This window comes from Priestia sp. YIM B13490 (assembly GCF_042787735.1).
GTDB classification, from domain to species: Bacteria; Bacillota; Bacilli; order Bacillales; family Bacillaceae_H; genus Priestia; species Priestia megaterium.
In genome coordinates, this window is record NZ_JBHZOT010000015.1 from 50,388 (window position 1) to 67,245 (window position 16,858).

17 protein-coding genes, 17 tRNA genes and 1 pseudogene are annotated in these 16,858 nt (G+C 34.2%); 13 read left to right on the forward strand and 22 right to left on the reverse strand.

The window, feature by feature from the left end:
• Positions 1-14: 14 nt before the first annotated feature.
• The 3 genes from ACFX4R_RS25780 to ACFX4R_RS25790 form a co-directional block, all read right to left on the reverse strand.
• Positions 15-509: an exosporium protein D gene (locus ACFX4R_RS25780; RefSeq protein ID WP_377570992.1), complete on the reverse strand. Its 495-nt coding sequence runs from the start codon at positions 507-509 to the stop codon at positions 15-17.
• 293 nt (positions 510-802) lie between these two features.
• On the reverse strand, positions 803-1,279 hold the full coding sequence (locus ACFX4R_RS25785; RefSeq protein ID WP_221778291.1) for a hypothetical protein: 477 nt from the start codon (positions 1,277-1,279) through the stop codon (positions 803-805).
• A 2,154-nt stretch (positions 1,280-3,433) separates the two neighbouring features.
• Positions 3,434-3,592 carry a YvrJ family protein gene (locus tag ACFX4R_RS25790; RefSeq protein ID WP_377571013.1) on the reverse strand — a complete coding sequence of 53 codons (159 nt, stop codon included), beginning with the start codon at positions 3,590-3,592 and terminating at the stop codon, positions 3,434-3,436.
• A 202-nt stretch (positions 3,593-3,794) separates the two neighbouring features.
• Here ACFX4R_RS25790 and ACFX4R_RS25795 point away from each other — a divergent pair, with 202 nt between their 5' ends.
• From ACFX4R_RS25795 to ACFX4R_RS25820, 6 genes are all read left to right on the forward strand, one after another.
• Entirely contained in the window at positions 3,795-4,298 is a 504-nt protein-coding gene (locus ACFX4R_RS25795) for a CAP domain-containing protein (RefSeq protein ID WP_377570995.1), read from the forward strand.
• 842 nt (positions 4,299-5,140) lie between these two features.
• The gene (locus tag ACFX4R_RS25800) at positions 5,141-5,302 is read left to right on the forward strand and encodes a YjcZ family sporulation protein (RefSeq protein ID WP_252285759.1); all 162 of its coding nucleotides are present in this window, start codon (positions 5,141-5,143) and stop codon (positions 5,300-5,302) included.
• Positions 5,303-5,584: 282 nt separating this feature from the next.
• Positions 5,585-5,704: a YjcZ family sporulation protein gene (locus ACFX4R_RS25805; RefSeq protein WP_377570998.1), complete on the forward strand. Its 120-nt coding sequence runs from the start codon at positions 5,585-5,587 to the stop codon at positions 5,702-5,704.
• Positions 5,705-6,099: 395 nt separating this feature from the next.
• Positions 6,100-6,327, forward strand: a complete 228-nt coding sequence (locus tag ACFX4R_RS25810) for a hypothetical protein (protein ID WP_162213322.1) — start codon at positions 6,100-6,102, stop codon at positions 6,325-6,327.
• A 505-nt stretch (positions 6,328-6,832) separates the two neighbouring features.
• On the forward strand, positions 6,833-7,681 hold the full coding sequence (locus ACFX4R_RS25815; protein WP_377571001.1) for a hypothetical protein: 849 nt from the start codon (positions 6,833-6,835) through the stop codon (positions 7,679-7,681).
• A 348-nt stretch (positions 7,682-8,029) separates the two neighbouring features.
• The gene (locus tag ACFX4R_RS25820) at positions 8,030-8,206 is read left to right on the forward strand and encodes a hypothetical protein (RefSeq protein WP_377571004.1); all 177 of its coding nucleotides are present in this window, start codon (positions 8,030-8,032) and stop codon (positions 8,204-8,206) included.
• Between the two features lie 100 nt (positions 8,207-8,306).
• Here the strand turns inward: ACFX4R_RS25820 and ACFX4R_RS25825 are convergent, their stop codons facing one another.
• Positions 8,307-8,504: an IDEAL domain-containing protein gene (locus ACFX4R_RS25825; RefSeq protein WP_280169467.1), complete on the reverse strand. Its 198-nt coding sequence runs from the start codon at positions 8,502-8,504 to the stop codon at positions 8,307-8,309.
• 273 nt (positions 8,505-8,777) lie between these two features.
• Entirely contained in the window at positions 8,778-9,398 is a 621-nt protein-coding gene (locus tag ACFX4R_RS25830) for a recombinase family protein (protein ID WP_280169468.1), read from the reverse strand.
• 1,402 nt (positions 9,399-10,800) lie between these two features.
• On the opposite strand from ACFX4R_RS25830, the gene ACFX4R_RS25835 reads away from it, so the two are divergent.
• The 7 genes and pseudogenes from ACFX4R_RS25835 to ACFX4R_RS25865 all read left to right on the forward strand — a co-directional run bounded on the left by ACFX4R_RS25835 (position 10,801) and on the right by ACFX4R_RS25865 (position 14,941).
• Positions 10,801-11,025, forward strand: a complete 225-nt coding sequence (locus ACFX4R_RS25835) for a spore germination protein (RefSeq protein ID WP_377559157.1) — start codon at positions 10,801-10,803, stop codon at positions 11,023-11,025.
• A gap of 605 nt (positions 11,026-11,630) precedes the next feature.
• Positions 11,631-11,789, forward strand: a complete 159-nt coding sequence (yjcZ, locus tag ACFX4R_RS25840) for a sporulation protein YjcZ (protein ID WP_165574641.1) — start codon at positions 11,631-11,633, stop codon at positions 11,787-11,789.
• A 191-nt stretch (positions 11,790-11,980) separates the two neighbouring features.
• On the forward strand, positions 11,981-12,100 hold the full coding sequence (locus tag ACFX4R_RS25845) for a YjcZ family sporulation protein (RefSeq protein WP_377559159.1): 120 nt from the start codon (positions 11,981-11,983) through the stop codon (positions 12,098-12,100).
• A 397-nt stretch (positions 12,101-12,497) separates the two neighbouring features.
• The gene (locus ACFX4R_RS25850; protein WP_377559276.1) at positions 12,498-12,725 is read left to right on the forward strand and encodes a hypothetical protein; all 228 of its coding nucleotides are present in this window, start codon (positions 12,498-12,500) and stop codon (positions 12,723-12,725) included.
• Positions 12,726-13,021: 296 nt separating this feature from the next.
• Entirely contained in the window at positions 13,022-13,264 is a 243-nt protein-coding gene (locus ACFX4R_RS25855) for a spore germination protein (RefSeq protein ID WP_043977113.1), read from the forward strand.
• A gap of 21 nt (positions 13,265-13,285) precedes the next feature.
• Positions 13,286-13,513: a spore germination protein gene (locus ACFX4R_RS25860; RefSeq protein WP_043977115.1), complete on the forward strand. Its 228-nt coding sequence runs from the start codon at positions 13,286-13,288 to the stop codon at positions 13,511-13,513.
• 717 nt (positions 13,514-14,230) lie between these two features.
• Positions 14,231-14,941, forward strand: a pseudogene (locus ACFX4R_RS25865) (IS6 family transposase).
• Positions 14,942-15,162: 221 nt separating this feature from the next.
• Here ACFX4R_RS25865 and ACFX4R_RS25870 read toward each other — a convergent pair.
• The 17 genes from ACFX4R_RS25870 to ACFX4R_RS25950 form a co-directional block, all read right to left on the reverse strand.
• Positions 15,163-15,234 (reverse strand) — tRNA-Glu (locus ACFX4R_RS25870).
• 39 nt (positions 15,235-15,273) lie between these two features.
• A tRNA-Ile gene (locus ACFX4R_RS25875) sits at positions 15,274-15,350 on the reverse strand.
• Between the two features lie 6 nt (positions 15,351-15,356).
• A tRNA-Gly gene (locus ACFX4R_RS25880) sits at positions 15,357-15,430 on the reverse strand.
• 14 nt (positions 15,431-15,444) lie between these two features.
• A tRNA-Asp gene (locus ACFX4R_RS25885) sits at positions 15,445-15,520 on the reverse strand.
• 11 nt (positions 15,521-15,531) lie between these two features.
• Positions 15,532-15,624: transfer RNA gene (locus ACFX4R_RS25890), tRNA-Ser, on the reverse strand.
• Positions 15,625-15,634: 10 nt separating this feature from the next.
• Positions 15,635-15,710: transfer RNA gene (locus ACFX4R_RS25895), tRNA-Ala, on the reverse strand.
• A gap of 25 nt (positions 15,711-15,735) precedes the next feature.
• Positions 15,736-15,812 (reverse strand) — tRNA-Pro (locus ACFX4R_RS25900).
• A 4-nt stretch (positions 15,813-15,816) separates the two neighbouring features.
• Positions 15,817-15,893 (reverse strand) — tRNA-Arg (locus ACFX4R_RS25905).
• 9 nt (positions 15,894-15,902) lie between these two features.
• A tRNA-Leu gene (locus tag ACFX4R_RS25910) sits at positions 15,903-15,991 on the reverse strand.
• A gap of 15 nt (positions 15,992-16,006) precedes the next feature.
• Positions 16,007-16,080, reverse strand: a tRNA-Cys gene (locus ACFX4R_RS25915).
• 8 nt (positions 16,081-16,088) lie between these two features.
• Positions 16,089-16,163: transfer RNA gene (locus tag ACFX4R_RS25920), tRNA-Gly, on the reverse strand.
• A gap of 23 nt (positions 16,164-16,186) precedes the next feature.
• A tRNA-Leu gene (locus tag ACFX4R_RS25925) sits at positions 16,187-16,268 on the reverse strand.
• 13 nt (positions 16,269-16,281) lie between these two features.
• Positions 16,282-16,357: transfer RNA gene (locus ACFX4R_RS25930), tRNA-Lys, on the reverse strand.
• A 4-nt stretch (positions 16,358-16,361) separates the two neighbouring features.
• Positions 16,362-16,436 (reverse strand) — tRNA-Gln (locus ACFX4R_RS25935).
• A 7-nt stretch (positions 16,437-16,443) separates the two neighbouring features.
• Positions 16,444-16,527 (reverse strand) — tRNA-Tyr (locus tag ACFX4R_RS25940).
• A gap of 8 nt (positions 16,528-16,535) precedes the next feature.
• Positions 16,536-16,611, reverse strand: a tRNA-Thr gene (locus tag ACFX4R_RS25945).
• Positions 16,612-16,615: 4 nt separating this feature from the next.
• Positions 16,616-16,691 (reverse strand) — tRNA-Val (locus tag ACFX4R_RS25950).
• Positions 16,692-16,858: the final 167 nt, after the last annotated feature.

Sequence of the window (16,858 nt, forward strand, 5' to 3'; positions counted from 1 at the left end):
ATTATGGCTGATATTTAGAAATAACAATTTTTGTTACGTTTTTTATTTTGATTATTACAACCAATGCAAAATGTTTTTTGAATAAAGACATTTAGCGTTCCAGCAGTAGTAGCAGAAGGGTTAGAGACAGTTAATCTTTCAAAATTTTCAACTTGAAAAGCTCGTGTAGACCCTGCCGGTATAGTAGCTGTGATAGGCATTCTAGAACCTCTTACAAAAATTGACACTGTAAGACCAGTAGTTACAGCTGATAATTGGAGAAGCGTTTTGTTATGATTTTTAGTAAAATCTTCAAAAACATTTAGATCTATAGCGTTAGCAGCAACCGCGATAGTTAATGGGATGTTTCCTGTTAAATTAGTTCCAGAACCTTCAATTGTATGATTTTCAACAAAGAATTTTTCATTGTCATTTTTCTTGCTATATGAACCTCTATAAGGGTAAGAAGGGTCTACATAATATACTTCATCGTTTTTATTATAATGACGATAGCTTTTTATAATAATCACTCCTTTTTTTATTTATACAATATTTTATTCATTTATCTATCAATTGTTTGTGTGCTTGTCCAATAATATTAAATTTCATAAAAAATTTATCATCTATTACCCATTTTTAGGTGAGGAAATAGTTAGAGAAAATAAACTTTTTAGGAAATATTGTTACATAGGAAGGCAATAAATAAAGTGTATAAATGTGGTAGTTAACAGCTGTTTTTTGGGTAAAGACATAATTATCTTGAATCTCCAAAAGTACAAAGCTTTTCTATCTAAGAGGTTACATGTAATATTTATATATTTCCTTACATAGTTAGTTTTCGTTCATTAATCATTGTATAAACTGTCTCTTCATTGCTCTCTAAAAGTTCTTTAGTAGTTGTATTATGATTTTTTGCATGACGTGAAAAATTGGCTTTACTATACCACTGATGACACAGGGGACATGGCAATTCGTTTTCAACTTCGTAACTAATTGATGTCCATCTTGTAGAAAAAGAGGAAGGTTTACCTGTATTATTTCTTGTATATGAAATGCTCTCAGGATGTATAGACTTTTGTATTCGCTCTGTAGTCACAGCAACTTCATTTGTAGTCTTATTGTATAGACTATCTTCTAATTCTTCTCTAATTAGTAAGAATCCAGCTTCTGACATAGATAACCCTAACTCATCACAAAGTTGTCGAAATTGCTCATATATACTTTGTGGCAAACGAATAGGCAAAACCTTACTTGGTTCTTTTGTTTTTGATTGACGAGCGTATTTATCTAATTTCCCCAACCCTATCACCTCGTATATACAATTTGTATACACATTCAATACAGAGGCTTTATCTTCCTGCTATCTTTCTAACTACATACTGTATACATTATGTAGTTGATGAGTTTTTTATAGAGATATTAATTTAATCTAATTATTGATTACACACTTTTTTTAACAATTCTCTTCAGTAACTCTATCCAAGAATTTGTTGTTATCATGCATCATCTTATTCCCATTCCCCCTCTACATCTCCCATCAGTTCACATAAAATGTTGTTCATCTTCCCCATTGTTTTCGAACCTTGATTCATTAATTGAACATTCTAACCGATTAAACCTTTTAGCCTTTTTTCTCGTGCTGTTTGCTCTTCAAAAAATGAGAATAACTTAAATTGTTCTTTCAAAAATCTTTGACGAGACATCCCATGTTCTTTCATTAGTTCATTAATTTTCACATAGGAACTGGATCAATGCTTCGTAAAAACTTATCCGTGACATTCGTTTCTTTTCTGTAAATTGTAGTTCTCCACTAAACAAGAGAGAAGAGCATAAGGGTTTTTTGCTATCACAGGGTGCGATAGACTAGGCAAAGCCTAGCAAAACCGTGATATCAAACAAAGTCGCTAAATGGCCCCTTTGCGTCCCCTTTTTTTGATGTACGTCCCTTTTACGTCCCCTTTTAAAATCCTGATGTCCCCTTTATGTCCCCCTGTTTTGGAGCCATGTCCCCTTTGCGTCCCCATGCTTTTTTTCACTTCATGGCTAGATCTTGTTACTTTTCATTCCATTATTGGAGCTTTTCTTGTAAGTTTTTTATTTACCTTCATAAATCTGGAGGATCTCATCATTGGATTACACCATATCCTTTTTCATCTCAATTTTTAATTTTGGATTGGCTTCTTCATAGTTTGCCATTTTATTTTTCACAAAATCTTTTTCTAAACCATATGCATCTGCACTTTTTAAATCGGTAATCGTTTATAGAATAGAAATTTATTTCTATTCTATAAAAAATACTAAGGAGAATTACCCACTATGAAGAGGTAGCTAAGGGTTTTTTACCACAAATGTTGGAATCATTGAAGGTATATTTCACTCACCAAATAGCATTTATAATTTAAGATCTCTGCATTATAGATAATCTAAATTAAGTTATTACCGAGAAAATATGAATCCACATTAGATGAAAGTTCTCATCTAGTAAAGTTGAAAGAGTTAACACGAAGACACCATATATTAAATATATTTTAGTTTTAAAAAGGTGTTTAAGATCTGTATAGAAAAGCAGAAGTATTCAAGCCAAAACATTCTCAACCAGAGGTCACCATCCCACCCACCAGATGCTGTCTAGAGCACCATTTTATTTATGAAAATGATGATAGAACGCAAAAAGATATCTGTAGATATCTTAATAAGATTTATATTCCCTAAGAAGGTTTTTTAATGAGCTATTGGATGAGTAAATTAAATTATAGCTTGTCCTTTTTCCAATAATAGTTAGACGTAATTCTGTGATTTTATCTAACTTACTTTCCATTTAAATGAGTAACGATTGAAAAGTCTAGCTTTCTAATATAGCTAATAAAATTACTTACAATAGCATATCCCCTTCAATCAGGAGATATATTATAATGTTTGATTTTTGAGTACGTGTTCGCAGAGTATACATCTAGATAGTCCTGTTAAAATAAAGAAGCAACCTCATTCTTTTCGTAGGAGAGAGGTTGCTTTTTTATTATGTTGAAGTGTTGAATAGACATTTCTTTAGTCAAAATACAACATAAGGGATATGTAAATGCTATTTTATATATCCCGAGCATATATATATAATGTGCACTTTTTATACATTTTTTCATTAATCACCTTTCTGAAGAACGTAGACAAATCAAGAATGTATAAAAAGCTGCATACTCCGGAAAAAGAACCCTCGGCGGAATCGTTCTGCAACAAGGGTTCTTTTTTTGGTGTGTACTGGAAGAGTCATTATGTTAACTATAGTTGTATGTCATATACAGCCTACAAATAGAAAAAGCTACTAAAAATCAGTAGCTTTTTCTATTTGTAGCGAGGATTTCGAGTGGATGCTTCATCGCATCTTGTGTAGTTTGCTCTAATTATTAGGTAGTATTCATACTAAGAAATTAATTAAAAAATAAGTTCATAAACCAATTATTTATTGCTCATCCTGTTCTTTTTCAATAATGATGGCTATTTTATTAATAGCTTCTGTTAAATGATCTATTTTCTTTTCAAAGCGTAGTAGAAGATAAAAAGTAACAACAATAGAAAAGCCAAAATTTCCGATAAGGTTAAGCCATTGTTCTATCTTAATTACCTCCTTTTAGATACCGTTATTCTATATAATATGCTGCTAAATGAAAAGAGTTTGGACATGTTCTAATACGTGTAAAATGGCTTAATTCATTGATTTCAACCGTTTTTATTCTTGAATAAGAAATTTAGGACAAGCATACAAACCATATTATTGATTTAGAATATTATATTTCATACTAATTAGGGATGGAATGAAACTTATGAAATCAAGGTCATCTAGAAGTAAAAGAAAAGCAAATAGTGTAACAGAGTATCAATCAAAGAAATCTAGACTATCAAAAGTGAGTAATAGTGCAGACTTTTCGTTTCCACATCAAAGTTTTCAAGAACAAGTTGTGGCTTTAGTAAACGAAGAAAGAAAAAGATCTGATATTGCGCCTCTTATGATTAATTTAAATTTGAGCAAAGTTGCAAATTTGAAGGCTGTTGACATGAGAGATAATAACTATTTTTCACATTATAGTCCTCAATATGGTACACCTTTTGAAATGTTAAAAAATTTTGGTGGTTCGTATCAATATGCTGCTGAAAATATTGCAGCTGGTTATATAACTCCTCAAGCAGCTTTTGAAGGTTGGAAAAATAGTCCTAGCCATTATGCTAGTATGTTAAATGCAAATTATAAGTACACTGGAATTGGTTATGTTCTTGGCCTAGAATCTAATCGATACAAAGCTTATTGGGTTCAATTGTTTAAAGGCTGATAAGATTTAGTATTTCTATAAGGTGAGTCTTCGTAATAATGACATTTAGACATGCCTTCCTATATAAAAAACCATTAAAGTTCTTAGTCTCTAATGACTTTTTTGTTCCGGTAACAGGTTGTATATTAACTAAGGCTGTATATTCATAGTCATCCAAAAAATGAAAAAAACTATATATTCCCAGTCAAAAGAGGCAGTTTTTTTCTGTAGCGGAATTTAATTTTGTGTGTCAAGTTTGTCAATATCTTGTGTAGTTTGCTCAAACAAAAATTTTTATTTTCAATAGACAAGTCACCTAAAGGGAAATAAAAGAATATTATGCAGTTCAAATAAATTTCGTCTCACACTCAGAATCCTTTTAACTTTATTTTTCACCTTCATAATTTACAAAGTCAAAAAAAGAAAAAACAATCTGTATTGGAAGACAGATTGTTTTTTCTTTTGAATTAGAGATGGCTTTATTGAAGTGGCATTCCAAGAGCCTTCTCTAATAATATTCAAAACCTTTTTAAATAATGAGTTCCAATAAAATCCATTATATTAATTAAACATACATATGATATATATTCTAAAAGACAAAAAAACTCTCGGGCATCAGGGAGTTTTTCTGTCTTTTAACAACTGCAAATCCGTCAGGGAGGTGAACTAATCTGCTGAAATTAAAGGGTATGGTGCTTTCATTCTATGTAAACTAATCTAAAGGGTTTATATATATTTCTATAAAATTAAATTTGCTGATTACATATCGTTACCCCTGTTAGTTCAACGCTTAAGGATTACACGGAGCATTTTGATTTTCTATACATATTCTAAAAGTATTAAGCATATGGGGGGGTGAAAGTATGTTCTTTGGAGGTTATGGTGGCGGTTGCGGCTATGGCGGATATGGTTATGGTGGAGGCGGCTGTGGTTTTGGCAGTGGTTTCGCTTTGATCATCGTATTGTTTATTTTATTAATCATTATCGGTGCTTCTTGTTTTGGCGGCTTTGCCGGTGGTTGCTAATAATTAAAGATCGTCTTCCTTTTAATTATTATTTATCTTTATTTCCCAATTAAAAAGTTAGCTTTATGCTAGCTTTTTTTATTTGTTAATTATGTACTCATAGTATTATAAAATTTTATATTTATAATATGAAAGAAACTAATGCTAAATAGCAGCAATCTTTTTAAAATGAATTCTAAAAGTAAATATGCTCACAAATATTTACAGATACATGTAATGCGTTAGCCCATATAAATTGTATTCCTACTCCTTTACTCAAATTTTATAAAAAGGAGTGATAGTATGTCTAGTTATGGTGGATGTGGACTTGGTGGAGGCTTTGTTCCTCTAATTGTCTTATTTATTCTTCTTGTCATTATTGGATGTAGTTGTTTTAGTGGTCGCTATGGAGGTTACTGCTAATTCAATAAGAAACCTTTCAATTGAAGGGCTTTTACATACGATATTTTAAATACTTTTATGATAGGCAAGTTTCTAAACTAATATGAATGCATATGATGTAGTCAACGCACTCCATTGTTTCATTATATGAGAACCCTTTGTTTTAGGATGTATTCCTTACTAATTAAAAAAACACCTGATTGCCATCAAAATCAGGTGTTTTTTGCCGTTCATATCAAGAGATTTGGAGGTTATTGATATACATATTGCATAGTATGTGAAAGCGAAAAATTGGCATGAACAAGTATAATCAATTTTCACTTTGTCAAAATATTTTTTCCCTAGTAAGCATTTTGCTTATACCAAATTTTATTCTCTTCATAGCATATATTATAGGGATATTGGGAGGTGAAGTTATGCCAGGACGTCGTAGTGGAGACCGTCGTACATCTCGTTCTAGATTAGATGGTTTTCGAAGAGGAGATGAAATTCAAGTTTTTTCTGCTGGAAGACAACTTGATGGAAACGGTACGTTTATTCGAGTAGAAGGTGGCTTTTTAGTGTGGGAAGATAATTCTGGAGTTAGAAATGCTACTAGCTTAGAAGGCATCAGTGTCCGTAGAGTAAGAAGACGTTATTACTGATATTTTGGACGGGCTATTAGTTTTTAAAAATAGAGTCAATTTAACTTGACCTACAAGGCCCTAAGGCAATCAAAAGAGGAGAAAATATGTGTTGTTGGAATTTCTTTGGTTGCGGTTATAGATGTCGTCGTAGAAGTTGTTGTGAGAACTATAATAACAATTCTGGCAGCTGTCACTGTGTTAGTTATGGTAATTATGGTGACAACTCTAATAATGGACATAACTATGGCAGAAATCATGGCCTTGGCAATAATAAGAATCATCATTCTGATTATAACGACTATGGCTCTTCAAAATGTAAATTTTATAGATAAGAAGGCTTGTTCATAGATATGAACAAGCCTTCTTATCTATAAAGTCATCTGTTAGGTAATATTTTCACTTTAAAGTCTTATAAGTTTTAACCCTTCAAAGCAGAAAGAAAATGATAAAACAACATTTTTTAGTAGTGTACAAGCATCCCTTTATTTATTGAATAGTATATCGAGAAAGATATATAGAAAGGGTGATAAAAATAATTAAGAGTAATAAAAGGAAAAAAGAAAATAATTACTTTCAACCTCAACCAGGGCTTCCGTTGGCAACTACTATCAATTTGGCTGTTGTGGGTGATAGCCATGTAGGTTTTTTAAATAGTCAAAGTATGTTTAATACTCTCTTGCAGAGAGTAGTTAACAATGGTAACAAAAGATATATTATTTTCGGTGGAGATGATGTACACGCTTTGGGTGCTTCTTCGTCACAAGTAGCTGAAACATATTATCAACAATTCACCAATATTTTAAATAGCGTTTTAGGATCAATTCCTTTTAGATCATCTATAGGAAATTGGGAAGCTACTAATAGAAATAACAGTAGGATTCTATTTCGACAATATATCAATCGTTATTTAAGCGGGTATAGAAGTATTCCTGGAACACAAGGACTAGTGCGGCATGTTTGGCTAGACAACGGGCGTGGAGGGGTATTTAGCCAGGATAGTTTAAACTTATTAAGCAGTTTAGATCCTAATTATTACTATATTATTGATTTCCATTGGCCTTTGAGAGTGCCAGGGATAACTAATGAAATACATGGTAATCATGTTATAACTCAAATGGAAACAAACATGTTTTTTAATGCAATACCTTCTAATGTGAGGAATAAAATTTTAGCGATTTTCACTCATCATGCACATAAATTTTTTACCAACTCAGTTAGTATCCACCCTAATTTCCCTAATAACCCATTTTTTGTAACAGGATGTTCAGGGGATTACGCGTGTGTATCCAATGAGCGGGGTTATTATGAATTGAATTTGACAGTTCAAAATAATATAGCTACTTTGCAAACTACAAAAACTCTTGTTCAATAACTGTGAGATAAAGAAAATTAAACTTTGAGAGTAGATAATGGCGCCTTACGCAATTATCTATTCTTAGGTCCTTAAAAAAGCAGGCTCTCATAAATATGGAAATGCTATATTTATTCCATATTTACATAATTTTGATTCTAAAAACTAATTAAATCCTTTTCCTCATAACGTAATATTCTTAGTATATATGGAGGCACTAATGAAAATTATACATAATTTAAATTTACATGTTTAGTTAAAATAAATTTGTGCTATATTGGAAGATAAAACTATCCAGTAAGTTTTAAATAAGGTGTTTCATCTTCTTTTTATAATTTATTTCTAAAAAATAAGACCAGGAGGATTTTTATGAGTAATATTATTAATTTTAACGAGTTCCAAAGACATAAAAAAATGAAGAAGTTTCTTCGCTTTATTTTAGTAATAGGAGTAATTAGTATCTTCTGTATATTTGCTTACTTACTAATCGTAAAAGGAAGATATCCCCTGGCTAAGTACCCTCCCTACATTGAGGCTAAACCATAATAACTGATGATTAACCCCTCACTTAACTTCACATAAAAAATTTCAATTCGGTTTATTTGTTTATTACTCTAAATGATGAAATCCTATTTATACCCTTTTATTAAGATGCAGATTTAAGTTTATTCGTTAAACGTAAAAAAGCTTCTTTGTCCTTATTCCTTAAAGACTGATCAATTTCTTCAAGGATTTTACCTTTTTTGAAATCCTTCATTACTTGACTCAGGAACAGTTCAGCTAACATTTCATCAGATATACTTGTTTCAACTTGACTGATTTCGTTGGACATATTATTTTCCATAAACTATTAACTCCTTTATCATATCTACTTTATAAACAGTATTTCCTTTTTTCATTGTTTTAATACGAGATTGATAGATAAAATAGCACCTAGAATAATATGTAATCAAAAACAACCTGACAAAAAGAGTAATGCTAACTAGCTCTCGACAACGAAAGTAAGTAAATTTTTCACCGAATAATTATTGCCTAAATCTTTTCTATAAAACATAATATTTTTCACTTAAGAATCTGATGCTTAAATATGCATTATTTTGACTAGTTTCTTCTTAATTTAAATAGTCTCCATATTTATCTTATTTTCGTACTGTTTTACTAATTTATAAAACGTTGTCTTTTTCACATTCGCTTCCTTCATTGCCTGTACGGCTGTAATTTCTTTTTCTTTCCATCGATTATAAGCTCCAATGAATTCTTCGCTAACTTGAGCTTTGGGTCGGCCAAAAGATATACCCTTAGTTAACGCAGTATCAATTCCCTCACGTTGACGCTTGCGAATACGATCTCGTTCTTCTTGAGCCATCCAAGACAGAATTTGCAGGACCAAATCCGCAATAAATGTTCCCAGACTGTCCTTATACTGAGTTGTATCTAACAATGGCATATCTAAAACTACAATGTCTGCCTCAATCTCTTTTGTGATGGCATTCCATTCCTGAAGAATTTCTTCTTTATTACGACCGAAACGATCTAACGAATGAATATAAAGGATATCCCCTTTACGAATCATTCGTTTTAATAATTGATACTGTTCTCGATTGAAGTTTTTTCCACTTTGTTTATCAATAAAAATATCGCGAGAAGAAATGCCAACTTCCTGCATCGATTGAAGTTGACGACCTTCATTTTGATCTCGGCTGCTTACACGTATGTATCCAAACCTTCTATTTTCCATTTTTATACTCCTTTTGTGATTCTCTTTATTTTATTTTACCAAAAACGTTCGTAAAAGTGTATGAATTCCAAAGAACGTTCGTAATTAATTTTCACACTTAAACGAACGATAAAAATAATAGATTTCTTATATAAAAGAAAAGTTCGTAAAAGTATACCTTTACGAACGATATACAAACAAAAGAGAACCTACTCTCAGAGAGTAGATTCTCTTATCCCCTATGTAATTCTATATATTTACAAAGTGAAACTAACCTGTTCTTACTATAAAGAAACAAGTTAATAAACAAAGCTTTCAGGAATCTAGTAGTGCCAAAGAATATTAAATACCTTATTCAACCATTACAATGTAAAAAATAGGATACTATTCCACACCATATTTATAAATAAATTTCAAGCTGTTAAAGTATTTGTTATTGTTAGCAAAATAAAAAGCCACCCAGTATTTGCAGGACAGGTGGCTTTTCACTATTAAAATGCATGTGCAAAAATATAATAACATATTCCTTCCATAAATACTATATTTCACCGTACAAGCATACAAATAAAAGGTACGCTTTTTATGCATTTTTTCTGACTTACATCCCTAAGCGAAACCTTGTCACACCAAGGATGTATAACAAGCTGTATAAGACAGAAACACACTCTTAGCGAAACCCCTTCTGCCACAAGGGGTTCTTTTTGTCGTGTGTTCCGAAAAGAGACATTATGTTAACTAAAGATGTATAGGATATACAGCTTAAAAAAACGAAAAACCAACCTCTGAATCCTAAAGGTTGGTTTTTCTGCATTTGAATACATAACATAAAAGGTATTTACCGGTGAACATATCTGTTCTTGAGTAGTTTGCTCAAATGATAAAAAATTATTCATAATGGACAATTAACTTAAAGATGATTTGGTGAATAAAGTGTAAGTATTATCGATTAGCTTTTAACATCAAGACTTTATAGGGTCACCCGTCTTTCTAGTAAAATGATGTTTTTGCAGATTTATATAAATTTGCTCTATATATAGAATATAGGCTACTCATTAGACCATATCTTTCTCTGACAAAAAGTAGGTGATTATGTGTTTTATTCATCCTTCTACACTCCCTTTCATTACACTTTCTATCCTTATTTTGTCCCTTCTTTCCAACGACCTACTGGCTTTGTACTCGATTCTAATGGGGAAATTAATAGTTGGTGGGGGAATTATCCATTGGGTAGTCCAGCTAAAGCACCAAAGTATTATGGTGCAGGAGAAGCTCCTATTTCTGGACCCCTCGTACCTTTTAGTTTAAGAGGTTATTATTAACTATAAGTGATTAAAAGGGATTATTTGAGGACTATTATTTCATGTTTGAGCTACTAACATCTCTACGCATTTAATTTATATTTGCAGTATAGGGAGGAATACAAATGCCATCTGTCGTAGGCGCAGTTAATATTAATAGTTTATTCGGCACAGCACCAACCGTTGAGTTTGGTGATTGCTTTAAAATTTCACCTAAAGCTACTGATATGACAAAAGTCGGAGCTGGATCAGGTAATGTAGGCAACTTTTTAAATATTACAAATGAGAAAAACTCAACTAATAATAAGAATGGTAGTATATTCAGTCAAAATATAGCTGGTAATTTATAATAAAAATAGGTTGCCTACGATTGTATGTGTCAATGTTTGGCAACATCTTGTGTAGTTTGCTCAAAAAATACAATTTTATTCTCAAGAGGCAAGTTACTTAAGGAAAAATAAAAGTATATGATGTATATCGAGTAATTTTCGTCTCACAGATAGAATACTTTTAACTTTATTTTTCACCTTCATAATTTACAGAGTCAAAAAAAGAAAAAACAATCTGCTTCTAATACAGATTGTTTTTTCTTTTAAAGCGAGATGGCTTATCGAAGTGGCATTCCTAGAGCCTTCTCTAATAATATTCAAACCCTTTCCAGACAATGGATTCCAATAAAATCCATTATATTAGCTGAACATATATATCTAAAAAACAGAGAAACTCCCAGGCGGCAGGGAGTTTCTCTGTTTTTTAACATCTGCAAATCCGTTAGGGAGGGTAACTTATCTACTGGGATTCAGTGGGATGGTTCATTCATTCTATGTAAAGTAATCTAAAGGGTTTATATATATATCTACAAAAATCCTGCTATTTCTATCAGTGCAGAGTATGGGCGAGCATTTTCATTTTTTATACATATCTTAAAAGTATTAAGCATATAGGGGGTGGAAATATGGGCTTCTTTGGAGGTTACGGTGGCTGTGGTTATGGCGGCGGTTACGGCTATGGTGGAGGCGGCTGTGGTGGTGGCTTTGCCTTAATCATTGTACTTTTCATTTTATTAATCATTATTGGTGCTTCTTGCTTTGGCGGAGGTTTTGGTCGTTGCTAATGATTAAAAATCATTTTTATCCTAAAAAGTTAGCTTTGTGCTAGCTTTTTTTATTAGGCAATAATGAATCGATAGTAATGTAGAAATAAACATGCTCACAAGTATTGTCTGTTACATATAATGCGTTAGCCCATATAAATTGTTTCCCTACTCCTTTAGTTTTACTCAAACCTTATAAAAGGAGTGATAGTATGTCTAATTGTGGTGGATATGGATTTGGTGGAGGTTTTGCTCTTCTAATTGTCCTATTTATTCTTCTTGTCATTATTGGATGTAGTGGTTTTGGTGGCGGCTACGGAGGCTACTGCTAATACAACAAAAGCCTTTCACTTGAGAGGCTTTTACATAAAGTAATTTATCTTCAAATCTTTTTAATAGGCAAGTTACTAAAAGATTATTGATGCATAGGATGTAGTCAATGCACTCCAATACTTCTGTGAGTACCCTTTGTTTTTGGATGCATCCCTTACTAATTTAAAACCTCCTGACTTTCGCCAAAATCAGGAGGTTTTTGCCGTTCATATCAACAAGATTTGGAGGCTATTAATATGCACATTGTATAATATGCCGACTTTCTAAAAATGCATGGACAAGTATAACTAGTCCTTTACTTTACAGAGATATTTTTTGTTTTTAATAAGCACTTTACTTATACCAAATTTCATTTCCTTCATAGCATGTACTATAAGGTTATTTGGAGGTGAGGTTATGCCAGGACGTCGTAGTGGAGACCGTCGTACATCTCGTTCTAGATTAGATGGTTTTCGAAGAGGGGATGAAATCCAAGTTTTTTCTGCTGGAAGACAACTTGATGGAAACGGTACGTTTATTCGAGTAGAAGGTGGCTTTTTAATATGGGAAGACAATTCTGGAGTTAGAAATGCTACTAGTTTAGAAGGTATCAGTGTTCGTCTAGTAAGAAGACGTTATTGCTAATATTTTGGACGGGCTCTAATTTTATATAAACAGAAAAGCTCCTTGATTTTTACAAAGGAGCTTTTTATAAGATTTTAACTATAAATAAAGAAGAGGAAGTATTTTATTTACATAGCTTATAATCAACTTAAGTTGATTAAACCTGCCTTAAGGCAAATAAGTTTTATTAAAATTAGGAAAAATCAATTCCATAATGCTCTAGCCTAATATTTATTTTATTTGTGTTAGGCAAGTTACCTAATGAAGAATGAAAGCATAAATTACAATAAGTGTTCAAAAGAGAAAGGAGTAGGTTTATGCCTTATTCTATTATTGTTGGTAATGTATTGACTAATGGGATTACTCAAAACGGAAATCTAGATTTTGGTCATACAGTACACAATAGTCATACAGCGAATTCAAAATGGGTAGGAGCTTGTATTTCTATGGGTAATTTCTCTCCTTCTACGTCTTGGATGGCTAACGGAAACTTTGATCCAGATATTAGTGACCAAGATCAAATTGCGAACCCTTCTATGCCAATATCGGGGCAACTTTAAGAATAAAGGAGCATACTTTTTATGCCATGTAATATTAATGTTCAAAACTTTAATGCTAATGGAGTTACAGAAAATGCAAATTTAGATATAGGTAACAACGTTCAAAATAGCCATACAGCTAATTCGAAATCAGTAGGAGCCTGTTTTTCTTTTGGTAATACATCGCCTTCAGTGTCTCACATGTTGAATAATAATTTTGATCCAGATGTAAGTGATCAAGGGCAAATAGATAATACTTCAAACACTTAAATTTTATTAAATAATGAGTATAAAAATATTCTTTTTGTTCACTTTCAATTTTAAAATTAATTACTAAAAAAGCTTCTAGATATTTAATTCAGAAGCTTTTTTTCATAGGTGACAATAGTACAAGCTAAATAAAATAGAAAACATAAAATATTGTATCCATGCTAAAGAGAGGGGAAATATATGTGTTGTTGGAATTTCTTTGGTTGTGGTTGTAGACGTCGTTGTAGATGTGGTTATTCGAACTATAACAACAATTATGGTGGTTGCTCTTGTGGTAGAAATAATCACCACCACCACAATAACGATCATAACTCTTATAATCAAGGTAATAACAATTGTAGTTGCAAGGATAGAAATAATCATCATCACCAAAATCATAAATGTAATTGTGGACATAATAGTCATTCGAATTATTAACTTTAGCTAATTTACAAGTAAAAGGCTTGCTCATACATTTGAACAAGCCTTTTTTATTTACACAATTTCTTGTTAACAGCTAAGGCCTGGTCCTTACTTGTTTGATCTGTTTATCGTTGTACTTCTTAATCTTGTTATTTGCTGTCTTTGTTGTGCATGTTCTTGACTATGGATAGCTTGTTGAATAGCATTAAAAACGGTATTTAGGGTTCTGGTGCGAAAATTAAAAAACATATGCAAGTAACCTCCCAAACTTGAACATACTGATACTAGGATTCTAAAAAAGGGGATGCGATTAGTATGAAAAAGCAAAATCTATTCAAATGGAAACATTATCAGCCTGATATTATTTTATTAACTGTGAGATGGTACCTACGGTACAACCTCAGTTTTCGTGATATAGTGGAAATGATTGAAGAACGCGGATTATCGATTTCTCATACAACGATTATGCGTTGGATTCATCAGTATGGTCTGAACTAGATGAACGGGTACCGTGTCGCCTTAAGCTAATCAATGATTCCTGGAGAGTAGATGAAACGTATATTAAGGTAAAAGGTTAATGGATGTACCTATATCGGGCCGTTAATTCAAAAGGAAATACGATTGATTTTTATTTAAGGAAAACAAGAGATCATAAAGCTGCAAAACCCTTTTTCAAGAAAGCTTTGCGGTCTTTCTTTTCATGTTTCAACGCCCCGTGTCATAACAGTCGATAAGAATTCAGCCTATCCCGTGGCTACCGAAGAGTTGAAGAAAGAGAAAAAGATGCCCGTAAGCATCTACATAAGGCGGATAAAATATCTAAATAACATCGTGGAACAAGATCACCGTTTTATTAAGAATCGTGTTCGTTCGATGTTAGGGTTGAAATCATTTCATACAGCCACTTACATACTGAGTGGCATAGAAGTCATGCATATGCTGAAAAAGAAGCAAGTTCACCAAGAGGTGAAGTCTGCCCAAAGTAGAAAAGAATTCATCCATCAACTGTTTGGGTTAGCTTCATAAGCTAGTAATTCAAGGGAACCTAACGTTTTATTTTTCTAGCGAATGTTTTTTACACCACAACCGTGGAACTTCCTAAATTCGGTACCGTTGATGGCGTGGCTATCATAGCTAAGCCTACGGCAGAAACTGCAACAGCTTGTTTCTCTTTTCACCATATAAAAACCCATCATTTATCTACCAAAAATAAAAGAGCAGTTTGCAAATGCAAACTGCTCTTTTGATGACCCGTACGGGATTCGAACCCGTGTTACCGCCGTGAAAGGGCGGTGTCTTAACCGCTTGACCAACGGGCCATGATTATTTTTTAAGTTTAACTTAACTGTTTATTATACTGGTGGGCCTAAGTGGACTCGAACCACCGACCTCACGCTTATCAGGCGTGCGCTCTAACCAGCTGAGCTATAGGCCCTTTACTTGGAGCGGGTGATGAGAATCGAACTCACGACATCAGCTTGGAAGGCTGAGGTTTTACCATTAAACTACACCCGCATATTTTCTTAAAATGGCGGTCCCGACGGGAATCGAACCCGCGATCTCCTGCGTGACAGGCAGGCATGTTAACCGCTACACCACGGGACCGAAATAGAAAATGGCGGAGGAAGAGGGATTCGAACCCCCGCGGGCTTTAACACCCCTGTCGGTTTTCAAGACCGATCCCTTCAGCCGGACTTGGGTATTCCTCCGTATACTGTATGGTGGAGCCTAGCGGGATCGAACCGCTGACCTCCTGCGTGCAAGGCAGGCGCTCTCCCAGCTGAGCTAAGGCCCCATCATGGTACTGATACTGGTACTCGTGGTCGGGAAGACAGGATTCGAACCTGCGACCCCTTGGTCCCAAACCAAGTGCTCTACCAAGCTGAGCTACTTCCCGTTTATGGCGCGCCCGAGAGGAGTCGAACCCCTAACCTTTTGATCCGTAGTCAAACGCTCTATCCAATTGAGCTACGGGCGCTTATTAAAATGGTGCCGAGGGCCGGACTTGAACCGGCACGGTAGTCACCTACCGCAGGATTTTAAGTCCTGTGTGTCTGCCAATTCCACCACCCCGGCAGGACTTATACGTGGTGGAGGCGGCAACCGGATTTGAACCGGTGATAAAGGTTTTGCAGACCTTGGCCTTACCACTTGGCTATGCCGCCAATATATATGGAGCGGAAGACGAGGTTCGAACTCGCGACCCCCACCTTGGCAAGGTGGTGTTCTACCACTGAACTACTTCCGCACATATATGAAATTAATGAAAGATGCGGGTGAAGGGACTTGAACCCCCACGTCATAAGACACTAGATCCTAAGTCTAGCGCGTCTGCCAATTCCGCCACACCCGCGTGTAAATATAACTGGTGAGCCATGAAGGACTCGAACCTTCGACCCTCTGATTAAAAGTCAGATGCTCTACCAACTGAGCTAATGGCTCTCTATGGCTGGGCTAGCTGGATTCGAACCAACGCATGACGGAATCAAAATCCGTTGCCTTACCGCTTGGCGATAGCCCAATAAAGATGGTGGAGGGGGGCAGATTCGAACTGCCGAACCCGAAGGAGCGGATTTACAGTCCGCCGCGTTTAGCCACTTCGCTACCCCTCCGATATAAATGGTGCCGGCAAGAGGACTTGAACCCCCAACCTACTGATTACAAGTCAGTTGCTCTACCAGTTGAGCTACACCGGCACGGTGGTGGAGGATGACGGGATCGAACCGCCGACCCCCTGCTTGTAAGGCAGGTGCTCTCCCAGCTGAGCTAATCCTCCGTGTATTATACACAATATTCATTGTATAAAAGATTTTTATAAATGAGCCAAATAAAAAACCCCTAGACTCTTTTATAAGAGCATAAAAAGGGGTCTTATTCATTGCCTGGCAACGTCCTACTCTCACAGGGACAAAGTCCCAACTACCATTGGCGCTAAAGAGCTTA